20 protein-coding genes are annotated in these 23,127 nt (G+C 58.7%); 11 read left to right on the forward strand and 9 right to left on the reverse strand.

Features of this window, described 5'->3' with window-relative positions; genetic code table 11:
• Positions 1 to 416: 416 nt before the first annotated feature.
• A complete protein-coding gene (locus LC334_RS04555) occupies positions 417 to 1,589 on the reverse strand; it encodes a sugar-transfer associated ATP-grasp domain-containing protein (protein ID WP_176237619.1) in 1,173 nt (390 codons plus the stop codon).
• A 336-nt stretch (positions 1,590 to 1,925) separates the two neighbouring features.
• Between LC334_RS04555 and lon the strand changes: the two genes are divergently transcribed.
• Entirely contained in the window at positions 1,926 to 4,337 is a 2,412-nt protein-coding gene (lon, locus tag LC334_RS04560) for an endopeptidase La (RefSeq protein WP_085799057.1), read from the forward strand.
• Positions 4,338 to 4,403: 66 nt separating this feature from the next.
• On the opposite strand, the gene LC334_RS04565 is transcribed toward lon, so the two are convergent.
• Entirely contained in the window at positions 4,404 to 5,309 is a 906-nt protein-coding gene (locus tag LC334_RS04565; protein WP_085799058.1) for a LysR family transcriptional regulator, read from the reverse strand.
• A gap of 101 nt (positions 5,310 to 5,410) precedes the next feature.
• On the opposite strand from LC334_RS04565, the gene LC334_RS04570 reads away from it, so the two are divergent.
• The 4 genes from LC334_RS04570 to LC334_RS04585 all read left to right on the forward strand — a co-directional run bounded on the left by LC334_RS04570 (position 5,411) and on the right by LC334_RS04585 (position 10,465).
• Positions 5,411 to 6,409, forward strand: a complete 999-nt coding sequence (locus LC334_RS04570) for a TRAP transporter substrate-binding protein (RefSeq protein WP_176237620.1) — start codon at positions 5,411 to 5,413, stop codon at positions 6,407 to 6,409.
• 77 nt (positions 6,410 to 6,486) lie between these two features.
• The gene (locus LC334_RS04575; protein ID WP_085799059.1) at positions 6,487 to 6,969 is read left to right on the forward strand and encodes a TRAP transporter small permease; all 483 of its coding nucleotides are present in this window, start codon (positions 6,487 to 6,489) and stop codon (positions 6,967 to 6,969) included.
• Positions 6,966 to 8,357, forward strand: a complete 1,392-nt coding sequence (locus LC334_RS04580) for a TRAP transporter large permease (protein ID WP_223412880.1) — start codon at positions 6,966 to 6,968, stop codon at positions 8,355 to 8,357. The genes LC334_RS04575 and LC334_RS04580 overlap by 4 nt, the downstream gene beginning before the upstream one ends.
• On the forward strand, positions 8,354 to 10,465 hold the full coding sequence (locus LC334_RS04585; protein WP_085799060.1) for a N,N-dimethylformamidase beta subunit family domain-containing protein: 2,112 nt from the start codon (positions 8,354 to 8,356) through the stop codon (positions 10,463 to 10,465). Before LC334_RS04580 ends, LC334_RS04585 begins: the two co-directional genes overlap by 4 nt.
• A 110-nt stretch (positions 10,466 to 10,575) precedes the next feature.
• On the opposite strand, the gene LC334_RS04590 is transcribed toward LC334_RS04585, so the two are convergent.
• A complete protein-coding gene (locus tag LC334_RS04590) occupies positions 10,576 to 11,097 on the reverse strand; it encodes a hypothetical protein (protein WP_085799061.1) in 522 nt (173 codons plus the stop codon).
• Positions 11,098 to 11,129: 32 nt separating this feature from the next.
• Positions 11,130 to 12,437 carry an HlyC/CorC family transporter gene (locus tag LC334_RS04595; RefSeq protein WP_085799062.1) on the reverse strand — a complete coding sequence of 436 codons (1,308 nt, stop codon included), beginning with the start codon at positions 12,435 to 12,437 and terminating at the stop codon, positions 11,130 to 11,132.
• A gap of 70 nt (positions 12,438 to 12,507) precedes the next feature.
• On the opposite strand from LC334_RS04595, the gene LC334_RS04600 reads away from it, so the two are divergent.
• The gene (locus LC334_RS04600) at positions 12,508 to 13,326 is read left to right on the forward strand and encodes a metallophosphoesterase family protein (protein WP_085799177.1); all 819 of its coding nucleotides are present in this window, start codon (positions 12,508 to 12,510) and stop codon (positions 13,324 to 13,326) included.
• Here LC334_RS04600 and LC334_RS04605 read toward each other — a convergent pair.
• From LC334_RS04605 to LC334_RS04615, 3 genes are read right to left on the reverse strand one after another with little or no spacing between them, the layout of a single operon-like run.
• Complete coding sequence (locus LC334_RS04605; protein ID WP_085799063.1) at positions 13,263 to 14,234, reverse strand: site-specific tyrosine recombinase XerD; 972 nt, start codon at positions 14,232 to 14,234, stop codon at positions 13,263 to 13,265. The genes LC334_RS04600 and LC334_RS04605 overlap by 64 nt on opposite strands.
• Entirely contained in the window at positions 14,234 to 15,757 is a 1,524-nt protein-coding gene (locus LC334_RS04610; protein WP_223412881.1) for a hypothetical protein, read from the reverse strand. Before LC334_RS04610 ends, LC334_RS04605 begins: the two co-directional genes overlap by 1 nt.
• Entirely contained in the window at positions 15,744 to 15,893 is a 150-nt protein-coding gene (locus LC334_RS04615; RefSeq protein ID WP_176237621.1) for a hypothetical protein, read from the reverse strand. Before LC334_RS04615 ends, LC334_RS04610 begins: the two co-directional genes overlap by 14 nt.
• A gap of 81 nt (positions 15,894 to 15,974) precedes the next feature.
• Here LC334_RS04615 and LC334_RS04620 point away from each other — a divergent pair, with 81 nt between their 5' ends.
• Together LC334_RS04620 and aroB are read left to right on the forward strand one after the other, a co-directional pair.
• Positions 15,975 to 16,565: a shikimate kinase gene (locus LC334_RS04620; RefSeq protein ID WP_085799065.1), complete on the forward strand. Its 591-nt coding sequence runs from the start codon at positions 15,975 to 15,977 to the stop codon at positions 16,563 to 16,565.
• The gene (gene aroB, locus LC334_RS04625; protein WP_085799066.1) at positions 16,562 to 17,677 is read left to right on the forward strand and encodes a 3-dehydroquinate synthase; all 1,116 of its coding nucleotides are present in this window, start codon (positions 16,562 to 16,564) and stop codon (positions 17,675 to 17,677) included. Before LC334_RS04620 ends, aroB begins: the two co-directional genes overlap by 4 nt.
• 84 nt (positions 17,678 to 17,761) lie before the next feature.
• On the opposite strand, the gene LC334_RS04630 is transcribed toward aroB, so the two are convergent.
• Positions 17,762 to 18,439 (reverse strand): MIP/aquaporin family protein, encoded by a 678-nt coding sequence (locus tag LC334_RS04630; protein WP_085799067.1) that lies wholly within the window; start codon positions 18,437 to 18,439, stop codon positions 17,762 to 17,764.
• A gap of 161 nt (positions 18,440 to 18,600) precedes the next feature.
• Between LC334_RS04630 and LC334_RS04635 the strand changes: the two genes are divergently transcribed.
• The gene (locus tag LC334_RS04635; protein ID WP_139836298.1) at positions 18,601 to 19,989 is read left to right on the forward strand and encodes a hypothetical protein; all 1,389 of its coding nucleotides are present in this window, start codon (positions 18,601 to 18,603) and stop codon (positions 19,987 to 19,989) included.
• Here LC334_RS04635 and tyrS read toward each other — a convergent pair.
• A complete protein-coding gene (gene tyrS / locus LC334_RS04640) occupies positions 19,962 to 21,215 on the reverse strand; it encodes a tyrosine--tRNA ligase (protein ID WP_085799069.1) in 1,254 nt (417 codons plus the stop codon). The two genes, LC334_RS04635 and tyrS, sit on opposite strands and share 28 nt — an antisense overlap.
• Positions 21,216 to 21,278: 63 nt before the next feature.
• On the opposite strand from tyrS, the gene LC334_RS04645 reads away from it, so the two are divergent.
• Together LC334_RS04645 and LC334_RS04650 are read left to right on the forward strand one after the other, a co-directional pair.
• The gene (locus LC334_RS04645) at positions 21,279 to 22,391 is read left to right on the forward strand and encodes an anhydro-N-acetylmuramic acid kinase (protein WP_085799178.1); all 1,113 of its coding nucleotides are present in this window, start codon (positions 21,279 to 21,281) and stop codon (positions 22,389 to 22,391) included.
• The gene (locus tag LC334_RS04650) at positions 22,391 to 23,125 is read left to right on the forward strand and encodes a maleate cis-trans isomerase family protein (RefSeq protein WP_085799070.1); all 735 of its coding nucleotides are present in this window, start codon (positions 22,391 to 22,393) and stop codon (positions 23,123 to 23,125) included. Before LC334_RS04645 ends, LC334_RS04650 begins: the two co-directional genes overlap by 1 nt.
• The last annotated feature ends 2 nt before the right edge of the window (positions 23,126 to 23,127 follow it).

Genomic DNA, 23,127 nt, shown 5'->3' on the forward strand with positions numbered 1-23,127 from the left:
GCGGATCGCCCCGCCCGCCATCCCGTCCGGCGTATTAACTGCGCGGCGTCATCAGGCTTTAAAGAGTATGGGCGTGTTTCCTGCCCGGGCGGGTGCGCGGGCGGCTCCGAACGTGAGGTTGGGGCCATTGATCATGTGGTTTCGATACTGGTCAGGATGGAAACAAACTGTTTTCACCTAATTGCTTCGTATTTTGGCCAAACTCGTGAGAGAATAGTCTTCTTCGTGCCGCGTTCTTGACTCTGAGGTCAGGAAATCCGGTATAGGAGACGTTTGGGTGCGTGTTTAAGTTTGTGTGAGTGATCTGGAGTTGGATATGTTGAAGTTTACTGTTTTCGCCGCTGGTTGGTTTTCCGTCGCGACATTGGCCGCAACCACGCTGGCCTGAGTTCAGGCGACGGGCGCTGGCCGCGTTATCATCCCTTTTTCCGACCGAAGAATGAACGCTTGTTTTTGCTGCGACCGTCGAAGGACCAGCCATTGGCTTCGAAAAACGCGCGCACCTCGGGTGTGAGCATGCCGCGACCGGCAGCCTGCTGCGGAAGGCCGAACCCACTGCCATAGTTGATTTCAACAATCACGGGCCCGTCATTGGTAATGGCGATATCCGTGGACTGGTAGCGGATTGGGGTGAAGAGGCGCGCGGCCCGTGCATTCATGTCGCATAGTTCATCCCAATAGGGCAGCACCAGGCCCTTGAGGCCCGGAACCGACGGGTGATCGTCGAGATATTCGATCTCATGTAGATTGCGCTGCGCCACCGTGGTGAGGCGGCCTGTCGGAACGTCAATGGCGCAGGCGATGTTATCGTCGCGCCAGAAAGCGTCGGCAATATTGTTGCCCTGGGACAAGGCCATTGCGGCGACCGGCACGGTCACGTTTGCGTCGTCGACAAGATTTACCATGCGAACGGTGGCGAGCGCCGTGGCAAAAGGCGCAATCTTATCGTGGTTAAACAACCGGCGCTGCAAGAGGTATTTGTTGTCGCCCACCACATTTTCCAGGAAATCATCGTAGCTCATTTTGTTGTGGCCGAAGCATTGCAACCCGTCCTCGTCCGCAGCGTCGATCCGCAGCGCGCCGAAACCGATCATTCCGTCTATGATCTTGCCGAAAATTCCGTTTTCTGCATGTTCGACGCAAAACGCCCTGAGGTGATCCGCGCTCGAGATTTGCTTTAATTGCGGATATAGACGCTGTGTGCGGTCAATCACTGCAAGGCTAGCGGGAACGGCGACGCCGCCGGCCTTGAGAATAGTGTCGGCAATGACCTTGTCCTCGGTGCTGGCCTGCCAGCTTGGATCATTGCAGGCGTGGGTGATCGGCCAGTGCACGTTATTGCCGATGAAGGTCAACCGCTCTTCTTCCGTGTATCGGTCGGTATAAAAAAGCCCGTGCAAAAGGTATTCCGTCATGTTGATCTTGGTGCTCTGGCGCGACAGGCGCATGAAATCGCGCTGGATCGAAAGCACGGAACGGCCTGATTTCCGGGCGGCGAAAACCAGTTGCTCCTGGTGGCTTGCCTCGCGGATGGCTGCAAAGGCTTCTTTGTCCTTATTGGCCGCACTAACTTGGGCTTGGGCGTTCATTTTTGGCTCCATATCCCAGAAAATTCGAAGGATTGTTCGGTATTTCGAAACAGTGCTGACGCCTGAATATGGTGAAACTTTGACCAAGCCGGTGACAATAATGTGGTTCTTACTGCACTGTGGCACCAATATCGCCCGAAAGACCGCTACCGGGCCAATTTAACTACTAGTCTAACTTTTTGACGCTTGTAGTTGTGCACCCCTCAAGGCATTGTATTTGCCACGCGGTTGAAAACAGGTCGGAAGCGACCCAGATTACACAGGTGAAACGGAGAAGGCCGGGGCTGCTGATTGATCGGGGCCAGAGCCTTTTTGCCAAAGACAGGAAAACCGAGCATGCAAGACCCATTGAACGCCTCTTACCCGGTGCTGCCGTTGCGCGATATCGTGGTATTTCCCCACATGATTGTGCCGCTCTTTGTGGGCCGCGAAAAATCAGTTCGGGCGCTGGAAGAAGTGATGCAGGACGATAAGCAGATCCTGCTGAGCAGCCAGATCGATCCAAGCGTGGACGACCCGGATGCCGCTGGCATCTACAAGGCAGGCGTTCTGGCCAATGTATTGCAGTTGCTGAAACTGCCCGACGGCACCGTCAAGGTACTGGTGGAAGGCGTGGCGCGGGTGCGTATTACCGAATACCTTGAAAACGAAGATTTCTTCGAGGCCCGTGCAGAGTATCTGACCGAGATGCCGGGTGACGCGACCACTATCGAGGCATTGCTGAGAACCGTGACCAACGAGTTCGAGCGCTATGCCAAAGTGAAAAAGAATATCCCCGAAGAAGCACTGGCGGCCGTCGGCGAGAGCGAAGAACCCGCCAAGCTGGCCGATCTGGTGGCCGGGCATCTGGGCATTGAAGTTGGCCAGAAGCAGGAATTGCTTGAAACGCTTTCCGTCAGCGAGCGGCTGGAGAAAGTCTATGGCCTGATGCAGGGCGAGATGAGCGTGCTGCAGGTCGAGAAGAAGATCAAAACCCGGGTCAAGTCGCAGATGGAGCGGACCCAGCGGGAATATTATCTGAATGAGCAGATGAAGGCCATTCAGAAGGAGCTGGGCGATGGCGAAGAGGGCGAAGGCGAATTGGCGGAGCTTGAGGCCAAGATCGCCGACACCAAGCTGAGCAAAGAGGCCAAGGAAAAGGTTGATGCCGAGCTGAAAAAGCTCAAGAACATGAGCCCGATGAGCGCCGAGGCCACGGTGGTGCGCAACTATCTGGATTGGATGCTGTCGATCCCGTGGGGGGTGAAATCCCGCGTCAAGAAAGACCTGCACAAGGCTCAAGAGGTGCTGGACGCAGATCACTATGGGCTTGAGAAGGTCAAGGAACGCATTGTCGAGTATCTCGCAGTTCAGCAACGCTCGAAAAAGCTGAAAGGCCCGATCATGTGCCTTGTCGGCCCTCCGGGCGTCGGTAAGACCTCTTTGGGTAAATCGGTGGCGCGGGCCACGGGGCGCGAGTTTATTCGCATCTCGCTGGGTGGCGTGCGCGACGAGTCGGAAATTCGCGGCCATCGCCGGACTTACATCGGTTCGATGCCCGGCAAGATCATCCAGGCGCTGAAAAAGGCCAAGACCACCAACCCGCTCATTCTTCTCGATGAGATCGACAAGATGGGCCAGGATTTTCGCGGTGATCCGGCAAGCGCCATGCTCGAAGTGCTCGATCCGGAGCAAAACAGCACATTCATCGACCACTACATGGAGGTCGAATATGACCTCTCGAACGTGATGTTCCTGACAACGGCGAACTCCTACAACATGCCCGGGCCGCTTCTGGACCGGATGGAGATCATTCCGCTGGCGGGCTACACCGAGGATGAAAAGCGTGAGATTGCCAAGCAACACCTTCTGGCCAAGCAGATCAAGAACCACGGTCTCAAGGAAAAAGAGTTCGAGCTGACAGACGAGGCGCTGACCGACATGATCCGCTATTACACCCGCGAGGCGGGCGTGCGGAACCTTGAACGTGAGATCGCCAAGGTGGCGCGGAAATCCGTGACCAGGATCATCAAGAAAGAGGCTGAGACCATCAAGGTGACCCCGGACAATCTGAATGATTTCCTGGGCGTGCGGAAGCACAAGTTCGGACTGGCGGAAGAGGCCGATCAGGTCGGTGTTGTCACCGGGCTGGCCTATACGTCTGTTGGCGGCGAGTTGCTGAACATCGAGGCGTTGCGCCTGCCGGGCAAGGGCCGGATGAAGACCACCGGCAAGCTGGGTGACGTGATGAAGGAATCGATCGATGCGGCGTCAAGCTATGTCCGCTCGATCGCGCCGGCCATTGGTGTCAAACCACCGAAGTTCGAAAAATGGGATATTCACGTGCATGTTCCCGAAGGCGCCACCCCCAAGGACGGACCCAGTGCCGGGCTAGCGATGGTGACGTCGATCGTATCGGTGCTGACCGGCATTCCGATCCGCAAGGATATCGCCATGACCGGCGAGGTCACGTTGCGCGGCAATGCGCTGCCCATCGGCGGATTGAAGGAAAAGCTTCTGGCGGCCCTTCGTGGTGGCATCAAGCGTGTTCTGATCCCGGCGGAAAATGAAAAGGATCTGGCCGAGATCCCCGATAACGTGAAAGAGGGGCTCGAGATCATCCCGGTCGAACATGTGCGCGACGTGCTGCGACATGCGCTGACGGAAACACCCACGCCGGTGGATTGGGACGAGGCCGCGGAAGAAGCTGCCGCCGCCGAGGCCGCGTTGAAAAGCGAGGGCGAAGGTCCGGGCGCCACGGCGCACTGACGCCTTCATATCACTTATCTAAAGAGGGGCGCGTCATCTGGAGCGCCCCTTTTTACTGTCCCAATGCTAGCTTACGCCGCCATCTTCGCGTGATTTCCGGCATAAATAGTCGATGAACAACGACTTTGAGCCTGTCATGGTATCTGTCTTCCACAAGGCAACGGTCTGCAGCCGCTCGGTCACGCCGTCAAGCTCCAGCGGGACGAGGCCATTTGGAAGAGTTTTTCGACTACTCTCGGTAAGCACCGTTACGCCCATGCCACATGCGACAAGGCCGAGAATACCAGCCGAGTTATAAGCCTCCTGAACGATACTGGGTATGAACCCAGATTTACGACAAAGCGGGATCAGGTATGAATAGAAATGTTCCCAGTCTTTCGTTGGCCCATGCACGAAATCTTCATGCGCCAGCTCTTCAAGATGGATGCTGCGACGGTCGGCCAGCCTATGGCTTTCATAGACGACACATATCAGTTTTTCCGATTGAATGGGGAGTTGCTCAAAACCGGACCGATTAATCGGACCGGTGACGCAGCCAATATCGAGTACGCCTTCGTCCAGCTTCTGCAACTGCCGCGAGGTCACATCGTGATGAGGTTGTAAAACGATCCTCGGCTCCTGCACTTGAAACGCCTTCAGCAAGGTCGGTAAAACACCGGCGATGGCCATGTCGGTATAGCCGATCCGCAGGTTCCCTATTTGTCCATGATGCACCCGGCGGGCATCTTCGATCGTGTGCTCGACCGAATTCATGATGCCTTTGCACCCATCCAGAAACCTGCGCCCGGCATCCGTGATACGGACGTTCCGGTTTGACCGGTCAAACAGCACCACTTCCAGCTCCTGTTCAAGGTGCTGAATGGCACGGCTGAGCGCCGGTTGCGCCACGCCCAATTGCACGGCGGCCCGGCGAAAATGCAACTCGTCCGCTACGGCAATGAAATAGCGGATATGACGAAGGCCAATTTTCATGATGCTTTTTTGTTATCAGTAGTGACCGAATTGATATTATACACGCAAGCGTTCTTGTGGCAATCTCGACCAATAACAAAAAAATCAAAATGGAGAGATCAATGCCAAGCCTTAAATCAATGCCCCTCGCGGCATCTATCATGGCCCTCAGCCTGGCCGCCCAACCGGCGCTGGCCGGGGATGTTGTCATCAACCTGGGATATGCCGCCGCCGAAGGCAGTTCCTACGCTGTTCTGGCCGATAAGTTCGAGGAGCTTGCCGAGGAATATTCAGGCGGCAGCATCGACGTGAAGGTTCGGTGCTGTGGTCAGCTCATGGGCGAGGATGAGGCGTTCAAGGCGATGCAACTTGGCACCGTCGACATGCACGTGATCACCGGCAACAATATCTCTCCCCACTTCCCGCTGATGGACGCCTTTGTGCTGCCCTATATCTTTGAGGATAAGGCGCATGCCTACCGAGTGCTTGAAGGTGAGGTCGGTCAGAATTTCGCGGGCCAATTGCATGAGGCCACCGGCGTTCACCTGTTGACCTTCGGTTTTGTCGGCGATCGTGATTTCTATAATTCACGCAACCCGATCACCAAGATGGAGGATATGGCAGGCCTCAAGGTGCGTGTGCCCAAGAACCAGGTGATGATCGACACCTTCAGCGAATTCGGCGCTGCACCGATCCCGCTGCCCTGGGCCGACACGCCGACCGCGCTGCAAACCGGAACTGTCGAAGGGGCGGACAACGGTACCTCCTTCATCAAGTCGCAGAAATTCTATGAAATCATGCCGCATTTCACCGTGCTCGAGCATTTCACATACTTCTCACCGCTTTTTGCCAGCAGCCGGATCATGGACAAGCTGGACGACAGCCAGCGTGAGGCTGTGATGCGGGCGGCGCACGAGGCCGGGATCTATCAGAAAGAGGAAATGACCAAGCAGGTTGACGGCATCCGTGCCTTCCTGACTGGTGAAGGTGGCATGAAAACCGCCGAGTTCGACCGCAGCGATTTCATTGCCGCCGGTCAGCGCGTGCAGGACAAGTATTCGGCCGACAAGGGCGATGATTTCAAGGCACTTGTCGCCGAAATCCGCGCCGCTGCCGAGTAAAACTACTCTCCCAGAACCTTCGGGCTACGATCACTTTATCGCAGTCCGCTTTTCACCCACCGCAGAGGGGATGATCCATGCTGGGCAAATTAGACCGGTATTTCGAAGAAGTGCTATGTACGATCTTTCTCTCGGTCGTGGTGGGATCTGTTCTGATGCAGGTCGTGATGCGGTTCGTCTTTCATTCGGCCGCCGCGTGGGCCGAGGAAACGGCGGTCTACGGTATGATCTTCGCGGTCTATCTGGGGGCCACAATGGCGGTGCGAGAGCGGGCGCATATCCGGATCACTCTGTTGACCAGCCGCCTGCCACGTAAGCTCCAGATTTTTTCGGTCGTCCTGGCTGACATGCTGTGGCTTGCCTTCGTCATCTTCATGATCGCGCAGACCGCGACCTACACCCAGCTGCTATTCAACGTCACCTACCAGACGCCCGGTCTCGGGATCGAGCAACGCTGGGTTCAGATGTTCATCCCGATGCTGTTTTGCCTGATGCTGTTCCGGATACTACAGGTCTATTGGCGTTGGAAAAATGATCGTTTCAGGGGGTTGCCGCTATGAGCCAGACAGACACAACTCAGGCCCGTAGCGGTGTCATCCCCTCGATCATCTTCGGGATCATGATACTGGCCGTGGCGGCCACTTATGCGGTCGGCCTGAATGGTCCGCTGACAATGGCCGTCGTCTTTGTGGTCACGATGGCCATAGGCGTGCCGATCCCGTTTGCCGCCGGGATTGCCACGGTGGCGGGGCTTTATATCGCCGATATTCCGATGACCCTGATGGCGCAGGCGGCATGGACCGCATTCGAGCCGTTTCCGTTGGTGACCATCCCGCTGTTCGTATTGGCAGGACAATTAATGGAACAGGGTGGCATGTCCGAAAAGCTTGTCAACATCGCGCAAAAGCTCGTGGGCGCTTACAAGGGTGGCCTTGGTCTGGTCACTGTTGTCGCCTGCATGTTCTTTGCCGCCCTTTCCGGTTCGGGCCCCGCCACGACCGCCGCCATCGGATCGATCACCATCCCGGCGATGCAAGAAGAGGGCTACCGGTCGCGATTTGCCGGTGCCATCGCCGCTGCCGCCGGTGCGCTTGGCAGCATGATCCCACCCTCGAACCTGCTGATTATCTTTGCCCTGGTGACCGATGTATCTATACCGCGTCTCTTTCTGGCAGGCATCGTGCCGGGTATCGTTCTTGGCCTCATGTTGATGATCGTCGTCTTCATCATTTCAGTCAAAAACGACTATGGTGGAACGGGCGAGAAATTTCGCTGGGGCCCGCTGCTTGAAGCCTTCTGGGAGGGCAAGTGGGCGGTCATGGCCCCGGTCATCATCCTGGGCGGCATCTATGCGGGTATCTTTACCCCTTCCGAGGCCGCCGGTGTGGCCGTCGCTTACGGCTTGTTCGTTGGCATGTTCATCTATCGCGGACTGACCTGGGTCAAACTGTTTCACGCCTTCAAGTTTACCGCCATCGTGATCGGAACGGTGTTGTTCATTCTGGGCTCTACCAAGGCCTTTGGTCAGTTGGTTACGATCTTTGATATCCCCGATGCCGTACTGGGCCTCTTCCGGGGGCTGGCGGAATACCCGTGGCTCGTGATGTTGATGATCGGCGTTTTCTACATCCTTGTCGGCATGTGGCTGGAAAGCATTCCGCAGATCATCATTTTCACCGCTGTCTTCTTTCCGCTTGTCACCAGCTTGGGGATCGACCCGGTGGTCTTTGGCATCTTCACCGTGATGACATGCGAGATCGGCTTCCTGACGCCACCCATCGGTGTGAACCTCTTTGTTGCGGCCAGGATCACTAAAATCACAATCGAGGAAATTTCGGTTGGCGTTCTGCCGCTCCTAATTCCCTATATTCTGATGATCCTGCTACTGGTCTTCTTCTCGTCTTGGGTAACCTTCTTACCCGACCTTGTTTACGGGCCGATGCGATGATCGAAGCGCAGAGCAATCCACCCTTGCTGGGCTACTGTGACCGGTTGTCGGCGCGCCCCGGCGACGAGATCGCGTTCAAGGTCTCTTCCATCTCGGCAAAGCCATTTCGCGCGCGTCTGACCCGATCCATCAGCGCCGACCCCAACCCCGCCGGGCAGGGCATTGTCGAGGAAGATGCGTCAGCTTTTTTTGAACCGCAGAGCTTTGCGTCAGTCGAACGGCCCTTTCACGCCGGGTCGTATGGCGTTGCGATTCATGAGATTTCGATCCCTGCCGATAGTGCCATCTCGCTGTCGGTCAGAATTTTCCCGACACTGCGATCAGAGCGGCCCCAAACAATCATCAGCATCGGCGATTTGGATCTGCGTCTGGAAAGTGATGGGATTGTCACGCTTGACCTGGGCAGGTCCATCATCAAATCCGGCCCGCCAGTCAAATTGCGGCGCTGGCACCAGATAACGGTGCGGATTACCGATGGGACTGCCACGGTTGAGCAGCGCATGCTGGGCGTTGTTCCCGACGACTTGTCCACGGCCACAGGCGATATAGGCGCATTCGCGTCTATTTCCGGCAGGCCAATCATAGCCGCCTGCCTGCAGAACGGTGTGGCCGCGCAACATTTCAACGGCAAGATTGAAGCGCCTTTGATTTCAGCGGAAGGCGATGTGGTGTGCGGCTGGGATTTCAGCCACGGTATCTCGACCACAACCGCCAAGGCTATCGCGGGGCCTGACCTGACGCTTATCAATTTCCCAACCCGGGCGATGACCGGCGCCGACTGGGACGCGTCGGAAATGAACTGGACCCATAGGCCAGAACATTATGCGGCGATCCATTTCCACGAGGACGATATTTATGATTTCGACTGGGATACCGACTTCACGTTCAGGGTCCCCGAGGGAATGCCACCAGGCGCCTATGTCATGCGGCTCGATTGTGACGGGCATCACGATGCGATCCCGTTTTTTGTGTGCCCGCCGCGAGGTCAGCGGTCGGCCGAGCTTTGCGTTCTGATCTCGACCTTTACCTACACCATCTATGGCAATCATGCGCGGCCCGATTTTGCCCCATCCTGGAAAGATAAGTTTACCCGCCTCGGTGCCTATCCTCATAATCCGGCTGAATTCACGCAATACGGCTTGTCGACCTATAACTATCACAGCGATGGTTCGGGCATTTGCCATGCCTCAAACCGGCGTCCGCTGTTCAATCTACGGCCGGGGTTCATGACCTTTGGCAACACCGATTGTTCTGGCCTGCGGCATTTTCAGGCAGACAGCCATCTTCTAAGCTGGCTTCATGCCAAGGGAATTGCCTATGATCTGGTGACAGATCACGATTTGCACGCCGAAGGTGTTGCTGCGATTGAAGGGTACAAGGTTGTAACCACCGCATCCCATCCCGAATATCACACCGCAGAAACCCTTGATGCCCTGCGCGACTACCGCGACGGCGCAGGTACGCTGATGTATTTGGGCGGCAACGGGTTTTACTGGCGTATCGCCGTGCATCCGGAAAATGAAAGCCTTCTGGAAATTCGCCGGGCAGAAGATGGCATTCGCGCCTGGGCGGCGGAACCCGGTGAATATTACAATGCTTTCGACGGCACCTACGGGGGGCTTTGGCGGCGTAACGGGCGTGCACCTCAGGAGCTGGTCGGGATTGGCTTTGCAGCGCAGGGCGAATTCTTTGGCGATCCTTATCGGCGGGTGTGCAAAGACCCGGAATTTGACTGGGTGTTCGAGGGGGTCGAGGGCGATATCATCGGTGATTTCGGTTTTTCCGGCAACGGAGCGGCGGGGTTCGAGCTGGATCACATCGACTACCGTCTGGGTTCGCCCGAAAACACGGTGCTGCTCGCGCGTTCAGTGACGCGCGATAACGGCTTCATGTTGGTACCCGAGGAACAGCTGACCCACCTGACCAACCTGACCGGCGGGACAGAGAAGGATGCGCTGCACGCGGATATGATCGTTGCTGAATATCCCGGCGGGGGCAGGGTTTTTGCGACCGGCTCCATTACCTTTTGTGGCAGCCTGCCGTGGAACAATTTCGACAACAACGTCTCGAAACTGCTTCAGAATGTACTCACCAGGTTCCTGACGTGAGCATGCATCGGCTGGGGTGAGCGGTGTGATAGGTATTCTGGTTGATCCGGGGCCGGTTCAGACCTCTGGCCGGAAATGGGTGCGGGCACAGCCCGGCAAAAGGAAGGCTATTACCTTATTGGGGGCTCGCCGAACTCCACCGCTTGCCCATCGCGGTCCATGACCAGCCACCGGGCGGCGTAAAGCTGATGCTCGCGGGTTTGCCAGCCTTGATCATCGCAGCTGAATCGCGGCCGCCATGCGCCTTCGATCCGCACCGGGTGCCGGATTCTGTCGATATCGAGCCCGCCTCCACCTGTTCCGCCGGCAGCCCGCGTGCGGTTCAGTAGCGTTTGTAATCGCGCTGTTAGCGGTTTCACCTGCGATTTCCGGCGCCCGGCGAATACCACGTCGATTGCCCCGTCGACATCGACAAACCCCTTGATCAGAACGTCTCCTCGCTTGTTCTGCGCAAACAGTGGGACAAGTTCGACCGTAAGCTGAACCAGCTGGGTCTTGAAGATCCCCGAATCCTCGTATCGGGGCGTCGTCTCGATCACAGGTTTTCGGCGGTCATGCATCGTCACACTCAATCGCAGGCAATTCAGACAACGCGGCATCGACAGCGCGTTATCAGGGCCGGATTCTATCATCAGATGTGTTAACAGTGGCTGAACCAGTGAGGTCAGAGCCGTCGAATTTTGAGCCGTGTAATCCTGTTTTCTTTCACTTCGGTTACCTCGAAGCGGAAGCCGTGGAAGCTGAATACCTGACCCACGACCGGAATGATTTGTGCCTCGTGGATGACCAGCCCCGCGATTGTGTTGGCCTCTTCGTCAGGCAAGGCCCAGTCGGTCGCGCGATTCAGGTCGCGGATCGTCATCGCGCCATCGACAATGTATTGATTGTCCGAGGTCAGTTCCAGCGGTAGCTCTTCATCCTCGTCGAATTCATCGGTAATCTCGCCAACGATTTCCTCGAGGATATCTTCCAGCGTGATCAGCCCTTCCAGCGTGCCGTATTCATCAACCACCAGGGCAAAATGACTGCGCATGCGCAGGAATTGCCGCATCTGGTCGTCAAGGGTCGTGGTTTCAGGCACGAAATAAGGTTTGCGCGCCACGCTGCAGATATCGAAACTGCCAAGCGCTTCAAGCGAGGCGCCCGGTCCTGTCACCAATTTGTGCATTGCGCGCAGCAGATCCTTGGCGTGCACCACGCCGATGATGTTGTCGGGATCGTTTCGATAGACGGGCAGGCGGGTGTGGTTGCTTTTCAGACATTGCCTGAGAATGGCTTCCGGCTCGGTCTCGGCGTCAATCATCTCGATCTGTGAGCGGTGCAGCATGATCTCTTCGACGGCCCGTTCACCCAGGTCAAGCGCACCCAGAATCCGGTCGCGGTCTTCCTTTTCCACCACCCCTTCCGAATGGCCCAAATAAAGCGCCCCGGCGATTTCCTCGCGCACCGCGAGGATCTGACTGTCGGGGTCAGTCTTGACACCGAAGACGCTCAGCACCCCGCGCACCAGCCAGCGCACCAGGGTCACAACGGGTGAGAAAACCCGGATGACCAGCACAATAATCGGCGCGGTTCGCGCCGCCGCGGTTTCGGCATTGGTGATCGCATAGGTCTTTGGCAGTACCTCGGCGAAGATCAGGACGAGCAAGGTCATCACCAGTGTCGCCAGCGCCACGCCGCTTTCTCCAAAGAGCCGGGTAAACATCGCCGTCGCCAGCGATGTCGCCAGGATATTCACCAGGTTGTTGCCTAGCAGGACCGAGCCGATCAGCGTCTCGTTATCCTCGGTGATCTGAAGGGCCTTTTCGGCCCCGGCCGATCCCTTTTCCGCTTGCGCGCGCAGCTTCCCGCGCGAGGCCGCCGTCAGCGCGGTTTCGCTGCCCGAGAAATAGGCCGAGAGCACCAGCAGGCCGATAATCGCCGCCGAGGTGATCCAGAAGGCACCATCGATCACAGTTGAAGAAGCTTCCATTGCCGCCTTTGTCCTTTTATCCAGTAGGGTTATGGGGTGCGGGCGCACGGCAATCAAGGGATCATCGCTGATGTCTGTGCAGGATCTGGGCAGCTTGGACGGGCAGGTACTGCTGTTTGGTGGCCCCTATTCCAACCTTGCCGCGACAAGGGCGCTGCTGAAGAAGGCACAGGATTTGGGCGCCGCCGCCGATCACATGATCTGCACCGGCGATACTGTGGCCTATTGCGCGGACGCCGCCGAAACGGTGACAGCGATACGCGGCGCAGGCTGCCCGGTTGTGGCCGGAAACTGTGAGAAGCAACTGGCAAGCAATGCGATGGATTGCGGCTGCGGATTTGAGGCGGGCAGCACCTGTGATCTGCTCTCGGCGGGCTGGTATGCCGTTGCGGACAAGACTATCGGTGGCGACGATCGCGCCTGGATGAAAGGCCTGCCCGATATCGTGACCTTCCGACATCACGGGCGGCGCGCTGCGGTGATCCACGGCGGTGTCACCGATATCAGCCGGTTTCTGTGGCAGGTCAGCCCCGAAGCTGCCTTCGTCGAGGAAATCGGCTGCCTTCGGGATCAGGTGGGGCAGGTCGATATGGTTGTCGCCGGGCATTGTGGTATTGCGTTCCAGCGGCGCATCGGAAGTGTTGACTGGATCAATGCCGGGGCGATCGGGCTGCCGCCCAATGACGGCAAACCTCAGACGCGATATGCGCTGCTTGAAGCGGGGCGCGCGGAAATCCGCAACCTATCCTACGATCACGAGGCGGCGGCTACGCAGATGGAGACCTGCGGCTTGACCCAGGGCTACCACAACGCTCTGCGGACGGGTTACTGGCCGTCCGAGGAGGTTTTGCCATTGGCGTTGCGTCGCGCCGCCGTAGCCAGCGGGTGATGCTCGAGTACCAGCTCTTTCAGCCGTTCGTCCAACACATGGGTATAGATCTCGGTGGTGGCGACATCTGCGTGGCCGAGCAATGTTTGGATCGCCCGCAAATCCGCCCCGTTGGCCAGCAGATGTGTGGCAAACGCATGCCGCAGCGTGTGCGGCGTAACCTTGGCCGGAGAGACACCGGCGAAGACCGACAGTTCCTTGATCAACGTATAGAACCGATGCCGGGTCAGGTGCCCCAGTTTGCCATTTGACGGAAAGAGGAAAGCCGATGGCGCATGCCCGTCGGCGCGGGCCGCATCCTCGGCCTTGTCGCGCAGGTCAAGCCAGCCCGCCAACGCGTCGCGCGCAGGCGGTGATAGTGGTACCAGCCGTTCCTTGCCACCCTTGCCTCGGATCAGCAGCATGCGCGGATCGCCCCGGGCCGCAGCAACCGGCAGCGAGACCAGTTCTGTGACACGCATGCCGGTGGCATAGAGCAGTTCCATCAGGCACGTATTACGGCGCCGGTCACGCTCGTTGCGCGCCGAGGTGCGGGCGGCTTCCAGCAAAAGGTCCACCTCGGCCTCGCTCAGTGTTTTCGGTAGCCGCTGATCGCGTCCCGGGCCTTTTATGCGGATCGCCGGGTTATCGTTTCGCAGGCGCTCTTCAAAGGCGAAGCGATAAAGCTGCCTGATCGCCGACAGGCGGCGCGCGCGGGTCGATTTTGCCAACCCCTGCGCGTCGCACCAGATCAGATAGGCCTCGACATCATTCTGACCGGCACTGGCCAGGGTTAGCCCCTTGCCGGACAGCCAGGTGTAATAATCATTGAGATCGCGCGCATAGGCGTTGATGGTGTTCTGCGCGGCCCCAAGTTCGGCACTTTGCGCCTCAAGGAAACCGTTGATCCAATGGCGATCAGGCGCCATCACGTGTTCCCAAGAATGAGGATCTGCAAGGCGGCGCGCCGGGCGGTATCTTCCAGCCCCAGCGATCGAAGTGTGGCCAGCGCATTGGCCATGTCAGACAGGCTGCCATCGCGTGTGCGATCAAGCTGGTTGGCAGCGGCCAGGATAACCTGACCGATTTTGCCCGCCTTGATCTGCGCCGCGTGGCTTGCATCCGGCTGCTGGCTGGTGAAGCCCCGCGCGATGGCTTTTTCCCGGCTGGTTCTAGCGAGTGAGGCATCGGGACTGCCTGCCGCAAGGCTGATCAGAAATTTTTGCCGGTCTTTGGGTGCGGCAAGCAACGTGCTGGCGGTTTCGTATTCATCGGACAACAGCACTATGAGAAACGCAAGCTCCTGGCTGCTACCGTCAAGTGTCACACCATGCAGCCGATCCGCAAAAAGCTGCGCAAAGGCAGTCGGCAATCTGCGGTTTTTCATGGCCCGCCAGGCCGCAGGCAGCGTGGCGGCGACTTCTTCAGGCTTGCCGGAGTTCAGCGCTGTGTCGAATTCCTGGATTGCGCGTACCCGGTCCCAGACACCGCCGGATGCGGCGGGCCGGCGTTGCGTATAGAGACCTAGCAACTGGTTGGCGGGCAGGGCGCCGGTCTGCGTCAACCGCTCGGCGGCCTCGATTTCGGCGCGCCATGCGGCGGTGCCCCGCAGATCAGCCATGGCGAAGACACGAGGCAGCCGGATCGTGGGTAGCGGATTCCCCGCCGCTTCGAACAGCCGGAACATCAGCGGTGACATTTTGCTCGGCGGGGCTGGTGGCGTGTTGATCTCGATGGTTTCCGGATCAAGATAGAAGGTCAGCAAGGCAGCTTCGACCGGATCGAGCGCGTCAAGTCCGACCGCGGTTTCGTATGTCAGCGCGGCGGTGGGCCAGTCGCCGACCCGCGCCGTGCAATAAATCCTGGCAGCGTAGTCCTCACTCAGGCTGGGTTGCTCGCGCAGCGCCTTGCAGGGCTCGTCTTCGGTTCCGTTAAGCAGCGATACATCCAGCCATCTGTCAAACAGGGCTGGGTTGAGCGGCCCGGCACGGTCAAGCAAGGCCCGGGCAGGATCGGCGGCGCCAAATGCCATCAGCGCATCTACCCGCGCGTTCAGAAAAAGCGCGTTCTGTCCGGCATCTGCCGGGGCCTCGGCCTCGGCCAGCAACAAGGTGTAGTAAAGCGCCTGCAAGGCAGGCAGGGGATCGGTGGCGACCGCTGACAATTGCCGGGTCAGGTCATCGGTCGCGCTGGCTGCCCAAAGCGTTCGGGGCAGACCCGTTGTGCTGGAGGGCAGCAAGCCGACAGCATCCGCTTGCGCGCCATCAAGCGGCATCACCTCGACTTTGGGCGAAAGCGCGGTTTCGGTGACCGCCGGTTCACCGGGTATAGGTTGGGTGAGTTGGATCGCGCCAAGCTCGTCCAGCCAGTCGATGGCCGAGAGTGGGGGCTGCTGTGCCGCAGCCGATGTGGTCAGCAAAAAGGAAAGGAGGGCCGCTTTAACCGGTTTCAAGTATGACGTCCTGGCGAATCTCGTTTGTGGGAGGAGAGAAGTCGACACCAAAAAACGGGCCGATATAGGCATAGCCCACAAGGCCGATAAAAGCCAGACAGGCCATATAAATCAGCCATTTAAGTAGTCGTAACATTGTCGTTCTGCCCGTTTTGGTTATTCTTTTCACAAACTTATAACTGGCCTTTCGGACAAGATCACGTCATTCAAGGAAAAAATGTTGATTTTGGCAGGGGAGCGCCGAGGCGTGGCGGCGGCGGATAACTGGAAATTGAAGAAAACCGTTGTGCTGGTGGGCATGATGGGCGCAGGTAAAACTGCGGTTGGTAAGGCATTGGCCGCACGGCTAAAAGTGCCTTTTCTTGATTCGGATGCCGAGATCGAAGCTGCCGCTAACATGACGATTGCCGAGATATTCGAGCGAGATGGCGAAGCGTTTTTTCGCGATCGCGAAACAGAGGTGCTGGACAGGCTCTTGGAAGATGCCTGTGGAATCCTGTCGACCGGCGGCGGGGCATTTCTGTCGGAGCGAAACCGGCGACTGATTTCCCAAAAAGGCGTCGCGATCTGGCTCAATGCCGATCTTACATTGCTATGGAATCGGGTAAAACATAAAAATACCAGACCCTTACTGCGCACTTCTAATCCGCGTCAAACCCTCAGTGACCTCTACGATAAGCGGGTGCCGATCTATGCACTGTCGGATTTGGGCGTGATTACTAAACCGGATTATACGATCGACACGACGGCGGGGCTGGTGCTGGAGGCGCTGGAGACCCGTCCGGATGTGCTGGAAAAGGTAGCATGATGGAAAAGGTTCACGTGGGGTTGGGCGATCGTGCCTATGATATCCTGATCGGTCCGGGGTTGCTGGACCGCGCCGGAGAGGTGATATCGCCGCTGCTGGCGCGTCCGCATGTGGCTGTGATCAGCGATGAAAACGTCGCCAACTTGCATCTGGACACCTTGAAAAACGGGCTCGAAAAGTCAGGTGTCACTGCGTCGACCTTGACCCTTCTACCGGGCGAATCCACCAAATCCTGGCCTCATTTCGAGCGTGCCGTCGAATGGCTTCTGGAACAGAGAATCGAGCGAAATGATGTGGTTATCGCCTTTGGTGGCGGCGTGATCGGCGATCTGGTCGGCTTTGCCGCCGCAGTCATGCGACGCGGTGTCCGGTTCGTGCAGATCCCCACCAGTCTGCTGGCACAGGTCGACAGCTCGGTGGGCGGCAAGACCGGGATCAACGCGCCGCAGGGCAAGAACCTGATCGGCGCCTTTCACCAACCCTCGCTGGTGCTGGCAGATTCGGATGTGCTGGGCACACTGACCGAGCGCGACTATCTGGCCGGGTATGGCGAGGCGGTCAAATACGGGCTTCTGGGCGATGCCGCGTTCTTTCAATGGTTGGAGGAAAATGCCGCACACGCTGCCGCAGGCGATATGAACGCACGTATCAGGATCGTCAAACGTTCGGTCGAGATGAAAGCCGAGATCGTTGTTCGGGACGAAAAAGAGAGCGGCGATCGGGCATTGCTTAATCTTGGTCACACATTCTGCCATGCGTTGGAGGCGGCGACAGGGTATTCCGACCGTCTGCTGCATGGCGAAGGCGTGGCCATCGGTTGTGCGTTGGCGTTCGAATTGTCATCGCGGATGGGCCTGTGTTCGCAGGAAGACCCCAGCCGGGTGCGAGCACATCTGAGAAACATGAAGATGAAGGTTGATCTATCAGATATTGAAGGAGATTTACCGGATTCGAATGCGCTGATAGAGCTGATGATGCAAGACAAGAAGGTGGTTGACGGTCAGTTGCGCTTTATCCTTGCGCGAAGCATTGGCGACGCCTTCGTTACCGCCGATGTCCCACGGGATGCAGTGAAATCAGTGCTGGATGAGGCGCTTAGTCAGCGATCCTGACCTTTCGGGCAGGCAACGTACAGGATGTACGTTCCGTACGTCATTTACGTACATAACTCTGAAATTTCCGATGCGGCGGGTGACTTAGCTGTCCTGTGGGTCCGTGTCCGGACGCAACAGCCAGCCGAAGAGCAGCACCGCCAGAACCGACCCGATGATCTGTGCCAAAATGAAACCCGGAACGTCGTCCGGGCGGATGCCCGCAAACGTGTCGCTAATGGCGCGACCGATGGCGACCGCAGGATTGGCGAAGGAGGTCGAGGCGGTGAACCAGTAGGCGGCGGTGATATAGAGGCCGACCAGCCAGGGCACGGCATCGGCGCGAAAGCGGACACCGGCAAGGATGGTCCCGACAAGGCCGAATGTGGCCACGATTTCGGCAATCCATTGCGGCCCGCCCGTACGCGCAGTCTGGGATATCTGGATCAGGTCGAGATCGAACATGGCGTGTGCCACGATACTTCCTGCTAGCCCGCCGGCGATCTGCGCCAGAATATACGCTAGGGCGTCGGAGACCGGCGCTTCTCGGCGGATGGCAAAGGCAAGGGTGACAGCGGGGTTGAAATGCGCGCCCGAGATCGGCCCCAGAATGCTGATCAGCACCACGAGGATTGCGCCCGTGGGCAGGGTATTGCCCAGCAGCGCCAATGCCACGTCATCGGTCAGGCTGTCGGCCATGATGCCCGATCCCACCACGGTGGCAACCAGAAGGGCGGTGCCCAGGGCCTCGGCTGTCAGGCGGCGGGGCAGGGAATAGATCATGAGATGTCTCGCAGTTTCACGCGTCGTCAGGTTTCGGCGCTTTGGTGAAGTGAAATCCGCTGCCCGTCAATATGCAGCACCCGATTTTGCGGGTTTTGTCATACGGGTTTTACAAAGCCGCTTTACGCCGATCTCAACGCGATGATCCTGGAGGGTGGCACGTGAGATGGAGTTTTTTGACCCGGGCCGCGCTTTGCCTTTTGCTGCCCACCGGTCCGGCCTTGGCCGGATGCGCGGGCTCCAGCGGCACCGATGTCGGGCGTTCGATCTGCATCAGCGCGGATCGCGAGGGGTATAGCAGCGAGGCAAGCAACCTGAGTGTGACGGTCAAATTCGGTGCGGTTGTCACGTCAACCGGCGGTGATGCCGCGATAGATATCAGCGAAGAAGACACCACACTTGTGAACAACGGCACGCTGCGGTCTTCGGACAATGCGGTCCGCGGCGGGCGCGGATTTGCCCTGCTGAACACCGGTGCGATTGCGGCGTCGCGCAATGCCATTGAACTGAGCGGGGAAAGTGACGTGGAGATCCGCAACAGCGGGCAAATTCTGGCGACCTACCAGGCGATAAACATGGATGCGCGCGACGGATTTGGCGGGGTAGGCAATTCATTGGTGAATGAAGGCCAGATCGTCTCGACCCGGGGCGAAGCGGTGGAGGCGGGTGATGAAGCTCGCATTCACAATGCTGCGGGCGCTGTGATGCAGGCCTATGATGATGCGGTGCAGGTGGGCGAGCGCGCCAAAATCGTAAATCACGGTGTGATCCGCACCACCGGCATGGCTGGTGATCCGCAGGATGCGATCGACATTGACAGCGGCAGGATCGTCAACGGCGCGGGAGGGCGGATTCTCTCGGACATGGAAGCGGCGATTGATTTTGATCAAAGTGTGATCGCGTCTGTGATCGACAATGCCGGAGAGATCAGCGGCGTGAAGGGCATCATCGTCGAAACCCATGCCAGCATCGCCAATGTCGCGGTGCAGGAGGTGATAAACCGTGCCGGGGGCCTGATCGTGGGCCGAGGTGGTCTGGCGCTGCGTCTGGGCGCCGGAGAGGACCGGCTGGTCAATCATGCGGGCGCGAGGATCGACGGCTCGGTCGATATGGGGCCGGATGCGGATGTGATCGTGCTGCAAGGGAACTATCAGGGCAGCTTTGGCGGCAAGGGCGGGGTGATCGACGGCGGCATAGGGACGGACCGGCTAGAGCTGCCTGAATACAGCATTGATCAGATCACCGATGTGTCGCTGATGCGGGACGGGGTAGTGCTGTCTTTGGACAATGGTGCGGGTCCCTTCAGGATCGCACTACGCAACTGGGAGAGTTTCGAATTCGGCGGAACGATCTACAGTGCACACCAGATTGCCGCGCTCGCCCCGCAAAAAGCGTCGCTGACCAGAACGATATTGCTGGCGATGGGCGGGCTGACCGGACTTGGATTGATTGCAGCGCGCCGCCGGATGCGTCAAGGGGTCAGAGCCGCGCGCAGGGCCTGTCAGCGCGCGTTCCTGAGCTATCAGTCAGTCAGACGCACCAGCGCGTGACGTTTCTTGCCAGCGCTGAGTTTGATTGGTGCAGCCAAAGCGGTGGCATCGACCATCAGACCCGCATCGGTGAGCGGTTCATCGTTAAGTCGCGCGCCGTTTTCCGAGATCAGGCGCTTGGCTTCTTTGCCGGATTTTGCCAACCCTGATTTGACGATCAACTGCACGATCGAGATGCCATCGCCCAGATCAGCGGGGGCGAGGGTGATTGTCGGAAGATCATCCCCGACGCCACCTTTTTCAAACACTTCGCGGGCGGTGGCTTCGGCGGTCTCTGCGGCCTCGCTCCCATGCAATAGCGTCGTGACTTCATTGGCGAGGATGATCTTGGCTTCGTTGATCTCGGACCCGGCCAGTTGGCCCAGACGCTCGCATTCGTCCAAGGGCAATTCGGTATAGAGCTTGAGGAAACGCCCGGTATCGGCGTCGGTGGTGTTGCGCCAGAACTGCCAGAACGTGTAGGGCGCGCACATGTCAGCGTTGAGCCAGACCGCGCCATCCTGTGATTTGCCCATCTTCTTGCCGTCCGAGGTGGTCAGCAGCGGCGAGGTCAGGCCAAAGACCTCGCCGTCAATCACCCGGCGGGTGAGGTCGATCCCGTTGACGATATTGCCCCACTGATCACTGCCACCCATCTGCAACCGGCAGCCATAGCGGCGGTTCAGTTCCATGAAGTCATAAGCCTGCAGGATCATGTAGTTGAATTCGAGGAACGACAGGGATTGTTCGCGGTCAAGCCGGGATTTGACGCTCTCGAAGCTGAGCATTCGGTTGACCGAGAAATGCCTGCCGATATCGCGCAGGAATTCGATGTAGTTCAGCCCGTCCAGCCACTCGGCATTGTTGATCATCAGCGCATCGGTCGGCCCGTCGCCATAGGTGATGTAAGAGGCGAAAGCCTGCTGGATGCCGTCGATATTGGCCTGAATGGCGGCATCATCGAGCAAAGGCCGTTCATCGGCGCGAAAGCTTGGATCACCCACCTTGGTGGTGCCGCCGCCCATGAGCGTAATCGGCTTGTGGCCGGTCTTTTGCAGCCAGCGCAGCATCATGATCTGAATGAGCGAACCCACATGCAGTGACTTGGCGGTGGCATCAAAGCCGATATAGGCAGGCGTCACGCCGGTGTTCAGTGCCTCGTCCAGCCCCTGATAATCGGTGCAGTCGGCCAGAAAGCCGCGGCTGATCATGACATTCATGAAATCCGATTTGGGGTGATAGGTCATTGTGCTTGTCCGCTGCTGATTTGCCGGGCATGTATAGGGAGGGAATTGGCGAAGGAAAAGGCCATGTTGAAGGCTGGACGCATCTGGGCGTTGGGCGCGATGTCGGGCACGTCTCTGGACGGGGTCGATGCGGCGATGGTCGAGACCGATGGCGAGGTGATTTACGGCTTTGGCGACAGCACCTACCGCGCCTATTCCCCCGACGAACAGAGCGTGTTGAAAGCGGCCCTCGGGCGCTGGCCCGGTGACGATGTGGTGGCGGCGACACGGATCGTGCAGCAGGCCCATGCAGAGGTTTTGTCGGGCTTTGAAGGTGCGGAACTGGTGGGGTTTCACGGCCAGACGCTGGCGCATGAGCCGCACGGGCGCGGCACCCATCAGGTGGGCGACGGCGCGGCGTTGGCGGAGAGGTTGCACCTGCCGGTGGTCTGGGACTTCCGCAGCGCGGATATGGAGTTGGGCGGCGAGGGCGCGCCGCTTGCGCCGTTCTTTCATTTCGCCTGTGCCCGCTGGATCGGAGCCAAGGTGCCGCTGGCGTTTCTCAATCTTGGCGGTGTCGGCAACCTGACATGGGTGGATCCGCGCAAGGCCCGCCCCGGGGACGACGGTGCGCTGCTGGCCTTTGACACCGGGCCCGCTAATGCGCCGATAAACGATCTGATGATGGCCCGGCGGGGCGAGGGGTTTGACCGGGATGGTATGCTGGCGCGGCAGGGCAAGGTAGCACAAGGCGCGTTGGAGCGTTTTCTGGAACATAAGTATTTCACGCGGATACCACCCAAATCCCTGGACCGAGACTCGTTCGCTGACATGACCGAAACGGTGAGCAATCTGGAGGATGCAGATGCGGTGGCGACGCTCACCGCCATGAGCGCTACTGCCGTGCTCAAGGGGCTGGAACATTGCCCGGTGGCGCCTGCGCGCCTTCTGGTCACCGGCGGCGGTCGGCATAACCCGGTACTGATGGAGATGCTTCAGACGGCGCTTGATGTGCCGGTAGATCCGGTTGAAGCCGTGGGGCTTGATGGCGACATGCTGGAAGCGCAGGCGTTTGCGCATCTGGCGGTGCGGGTATTGAGAGGGCTGCCGACCTCCTGCTCTGGAACGACGGGCGTACGGGCCGCGGTATCGGGGGGCATTCTCAGCCAACCGGGCGCAACGGAAAGGATCGCGTGATGAGGGATGTGGTGTTTGACGACGGTGCGGGTTGTGGCCTCAGGCTGGGCATGATCGTGCTGAGCACCGATGAAACGCTGGAATATGAAGCGCGGCAGGTGCTGGAAGGGCGCTGCATCAACATGATGCATGCCCGGATCGAATCGCATCCTCATGTCACGCCAACCTCGCTGAAGGCGATGCAGGCACGGATGCCCGAGATCGCAGCGTTGCTGCCAAAAGAACTGAGTGCCATTGCCTATGGCTGCACATCGGCGTCGGTTCTGATCGGGCCGGAGATTGTCGAGCGCGAGGTGCAAAGCGTACAGCCGGGAAGACCGGTGACCAATCCGATCAGCGCGGTGATCGCCGCACTGGGCGCGCTCAAGGCCGGCCGGATCGGGCTGGTGACGCCCTATGCGCCCGATGTGGCGGCACCCATGCGAAAATTTCTGGCGGATCACGGTATCGAGACTGCGCATGAGATCAGTTTTGGTGTCGATGATGACCGCAGGGTCGCACGGATATCGCAACGCTCGTCGCTTGAGGCCATGCTGGAAGCCGGGCGCGCGGATGGAGTCGAGGCGGTTTTTGCAAGCTGCACCAATCTGGGCACTTTCGAGGTGATCGATCAGGCTGAGGACGAGCTGGGCGTGCCGGTCATCAGTTCGAACCTGGCATTGATCTGGCACCTGCTGAAACTGGCCGGGATCGAAGCCAGGGGCTGGGGCCCCGGGCAGCTGTTTCATCGCTGAGA

This window comes from Roseovarius aestuarii (assembly GCF_019966515.1).
GTDB lineage: Bacteria > Pseudomonadota > Alphaproteobacteria > Rhodobacterales > Rhodobacteraceae > Roseovarius > Roseovarius aestuarii.

Excerpts from the sequence above, each read along its gene's own strand:
- LC334_RS04555 (WP_176237619.1), bottom strand. The coding sequence starts at position 1,589 with ATGAACGCCCAAGCCCAAGTTAGTGCGGCCAATAAGGACAAAGAAGCC.
- lon (WP_085799057.1), top strand. The coding sequence starts at position 1,926 with ATGCAAGACCCATTGAACGCCTCTTACCCGGTGCTGCCGTTGCGCGAT.
- LC334_RS04565 (WP_085799058.1), bottom strand. The coding sequence starts at position 5,309 with ATGAAAATTGGCCTTCGTCATATCCGCTATTTCATTGCCGTAGCGGAC.
- LC334_RS04570 (WP_176237620.1), top strand. The coding sequence starts at position 5,411 with ATGCCAAGCCTTAAATCAATGCCCCTCGCGGCATCTATCATGGCCCTC.
- LC334_RS04575 (WP_085799059.1), top strand. The coding sequence starts at position 6,487 with ATGCTGGGCAAATTAGACCGGTATTTCGAAGAAGTGCTATGTACGATC.
- LC334_RS04580 (WP_223412880.1), top strand. The coding sequence starts at position 6,966 with ATGAGCCAGACAGACACAACTCAGGCCCGTAGCGGTGTCATCCCCTCG.
- LC334_RS04585 (WP_085799060.1), top strand. The coding sequence starts at position 8,354 with ATGATCGAAGCGCAGAGCAATCCACCCTTGCTGGGCTACTGTGACCGG.
- LC334_RS04590 (WP_085799061.1), bottom strand. The coding sequence starts at position 11,097 with ATGATAGAATCCGGCCCTGATAACGCGCTGTCGATGCCGCGTTGTCTG.
- LC334_RS04595 (WP_085799062.1), bottom strand. The coding sequence starts at position 12,437 with ATGGAAGCTTCTTCAACTGTGATCGATGGTGCCTTCTGGATCACCTCG.
- LC334_RS04600 (WP_085799177.1), top strand. The coding sequence starts at position 12,508 with ATGTCTGTGCAGGATCTGGGCAGCTTGGACGGGCAGGTACTGCTGTTT.
- LC334_RS04605 (WP_085799063.1), bottom strand. The coding sequence starts at position 14,234 with ATGGCGCCTGATCGCCATTGGATCAACGGTTTCCTTGAGGCGCAAAGT.
- LC334_RS04615 (WP_176237621.1), bottom strand. The coding sequence starts at position 15,893 with ATGTTACGACTACTTAAATGGCTGATTTATATGGCCTGTCTGGCTTTT.
- LC334_RS04620 (WP_085799065.1), top strand. The coding sequence starts at position 15,975 with ATGTTGATTTTGGCAGGGGAGCGCCGAGGCGTGGCGGCGGCGGATAAC.
- aroB (WP_085799066.1), top strand. The coding sequence starts at position 16,562 with ATGATGGAAAAGGTTCACGTGGGGTTGGGCGATCGTGCCTATGATATC.
- LC334_RS04630 (WP_085799067.1), bottom strand. The coding sequence starts at position 18,439 with ATGATCTATTCCCTGCCCCGCCGCCTGACAGCCGAGGCCCTGGGCACC.
- tyrS (WP_085799069.1), bottom strand. The coding sequence starts at position 21,215 with ATGACCTATCACCCCAAATCGGATTTCATGAATGTCATGATCAGCCGC.
- LC334_RS04645 (WP_085799178.1), top strand. The coding sequence starts at position 21,279 with ATGTTGAAGGCTGGACGCATCTGGGCGTTGGGCGCGATGTCGGGCACG.
- LC334_RS04650 (WP_085799070.1), top strand. The coding sequence starts at position 22,391 with ATGAGGGATGTGGTGTTTGACGACGGTGCGGGTTGTGGCCTCAGGCTG.